This is a genomic window from Kitasatospora sp. NPDC091257, assembly GCF_044757675.1.
GTDB classification, from domain to species: Bacteria; Actinomycetota; Actinomycetes; order Streptomycetales; family Streptomycetaceae; genus Kitasatospora; species Kitasatospora lactacystinica.
Map to the genome: position 1 here is coordinate 1 of NZ_JBIVVI010001239.1, position 2587 is coordinate 2587.

Here is a 2587-nt window from a genome sequence, read left to right on the forward strand (position 1 = left end):
GTCCTGGTGGACGAGGGGATGAGCGTCATCTCGGCCGGTTCGCACGCGGGGGAGGAGCACCTGGTGCGCGCCGAGGAGATCTTCAGCTCGGTCGGCAAGGCGCTGCGGCTGCCCGAGTCCCAGCAGGACGCGGCCACCGCGCTCTCCGGCTCCGGTCCGGCCTACTTCTACTTCCTGGTCGAGGCGATGACCGACGCCGGCATCCTGCTCGGGCTGCCCCGGCAGGTGGCGCACGACCTGATCGTGCAGTCGGCGATCGGCGCCTCGGTGATGCTGCGCGACTCCGGCGAGCACCCGGTGAAGCTGCGCGAGGCGGTCACCTCCCCGGCCGGCACCACCATCGCGGCGATCCGCGAGCTGGAGAACCACGGGGTGCGGGCCGCGCTGCTCGGCGCCCTGGAGGCGGCGCGGGACCGCTCCCGGGAGTTGGCCTCCGGCGGGAAATGACCGCTGCGCGACCCCTCCCGTAATCGCGGCGCACCCCCTACGCTCTCGCCAACATCGTCCTACCGGTCGGTAGCGAGGTCCGTGTGGAGTCCGCCTGGAGGTCCGCTTGAGTGCCGCACCGTCCGCACGGCCCGTCCCGTCCCCCGCGGCGCCCGGTCTGCGCGTCGGGCGGGCGGCGCTCGCCGTCAGCTTCCTGCTCCAGGGCGTCACCTTCGCCCTGCTGGTCACCTGCATCCCGGAGATCCAGCACCGGTACGGGCTGAGCGACGGGCTGCTGCCGGTCTTCCTGGCCGCGGTGCCGGTCCTGGCCGGGGTCGGTTCGATCGTCTCCGAGCAGTTGGTGAAGCGCACCGGCGCACGGACCGTGCTGCGGGTGGTCCAGCCCGCCGTCTGCCTCAGCCTGGCGGCCGCCGGACTGGGCGGCACGCTGTGGCAACTCGCCCTGGCCCTCGGCGCGTTCGGGCTGCTGGTGGGCGCGCTGGACGCGAGTATGAACATGCTCGGGGTGGGGCTCCAGCACCGCTACGGCCGCTCGATCATGATCGGCTTCCATGCGGCGTTCAGCCTCGGCGGCATCCTCGGCGCGGCCCTGGCGGGCCTCGGCTCGCACTACGACCTCGGGCTGCCGGTGCTGTTCGGCACGGCCGCCGCGGTGATCGCCCCGCTCGCCCTGCTGACCGGCGGCCTGCTCGCCGGCCCGGCCGAACTCGGCGACGCCGTCCGGGAGGCCGCGGAGGCCGCCGCCCGGTCCGTCCCCTGGCGTCCGCTGCTGCCGCTCTGCCTGGCGATGGCCTTCGCGTACATCGCGGACGCCTCGGTCTCCAACTACAGCGTCAAGTACCTCACCGACGGGCTGGGCAGCCGGGAGGACCTCGCCAAGCTCTCCTACCTGGGCTACATGGTCGCGATGCTGGTCGGCCGGGCACTGGGCGACCGCGCGGTGCAGCGCTTCGGCGCCGTCCCGGTGGTCCGTACCGGTGCCGCGCTGGCCGCGCTCGGCTTCGGGCTGGCCGCGGTCGCGCCCGACGCCTGGGCGGGCATCGCCGCCTTCACCGTGCTGGGCTTCGGCATCTGCGCGATCATCCCGCAGGTGTTCGCGGCCGGCGGCCGGCTCCTCCCGGCCGACTCCGACGCCGCGGTGGCCCGGCTCAACCTCTTCAACTACGTGGGGTTCCTGCTGGGTTCGCCGCTGGTCGGGGCGATCGCGGACGCCGCTTCGTACCGCTGGGCGCTGCTCGCCCCGATGCTGCTGGTGCTCGCCGTCCTGCCGCTGGCCGACCGCTTCGCCCCGGAACCCGCCCCGGAGCCCGCCCCGGCCCCCGCCGTCGGGTGACGGCGGGGGCGGTCGACGGGACGCGGGGTCAGCTGATCACGGTCTGGAGCTCGGGCACTCCGTAGGTCCAGCCCTGGTCCTTGGCCGTGCCGTTGCCGACCTGGCCGAACTCGTAGTAGACGTACGGCGCCCAGTTCAGCGTGTACGGCGCGGTGCCCCACGCCGGGGTGTCGGTGATCTTGACGGTGAGCGTGACGCTCTTCGTCGCCCCGGGCGCGATCGGCGCGTTGAAGTGGAAGTTGGCGCTGTTCCCGTTGATCGCGCAGTCGGAGGTGTCACCGGTGCAGCTGAGGACGGTGAACGCTCCGGCCTGCGTGTTGGCCGGCCAGGTCGGCTGGACGGCCTCGTAGGCGAAGTAGATGGGACTGGTCTCACTGTTGGTGAGCGACAGCGTCAGGGTCAGCTGGTCTCCCGCCTTCGCCGTCGACTTGTCGACCGCGAAGGTGGTGCCGCTGACCGCGGCGGAGGCCGGCTGGGCGGCGAAGAAGACGCCAAAACCCAGTATTGCAGCGAGAATTACCCCAAGGCGTTGCACGCTGAATGGCTTCATGGCGGAGAGGATATGGAGTCGCAAAGCGTTTGTCTGCACCGCCTCGACACCCGCCTCCACAGCTGCCCCACAACTTCCGTAGTTTCCTTGCGCACCCCGTGCCCGGCGGCTCCCGCGAGTGCCGCCCCGGCGCGCCCTGACGGCGGTCCGGCCACCGCCACCCGCTACGGTGGAGGCCATGCCCGAAGCCGAGCGTGACACCCCCTGCGGCCTGCACCTCTTCTGGGACGAGGCCGTCACCGCCTACGACTTCGGCC

Annotated in this window: 3 protein-coding genes; 2 read left to right on the forward strand and 1 reads right to left on the reverse strand. The window is 72.4% G+C overall.

The window, feature by feature from the left end; translation table 11 throughout:
* Both ACIQOV_RS36750 and ACIQOV_RS36755 read left to right on the forward strand, forming a co-directional pair.
* Positions 1-447, forward strand: a 447-nt coding sequence (locus ACIQOV_RS36750; protein WP_401055142.1) for a pyrroline-5-carboxylate reductase family protein, incomplete at its 5' end; no start/stop codon positions are given.
* A 106-nt stretch (positions 448-553) separates the two neighbouring features.
* Positions 554-1780: an MFS transporter gene (locus tag ACIQOV_RS36755; protein WP_401055143.1), complete on the forward strand. Its 1227-nt coding sequence runs from the start codon at positions 554-556 to the stop codon at positions 1778-1780.
* 28 nt (positions 1781-1808) lie between these two features.
* Here the strand turns inward: ACIQOV_RS36755 and ACIQOV_RS36760 are convergent, their stop codons facing one another.
* Complete coding sequence (locus tag ACIQOV_RS36760) at positions 1809-2330, reverse strand: hypothetical protein (protein ID WP_359902736.1); 522 nt, start codon at positions 2328-2330, stop codon at positions 1809-1811.
* Positions 2331-2587: the final 257 nt, after the last annotated feature.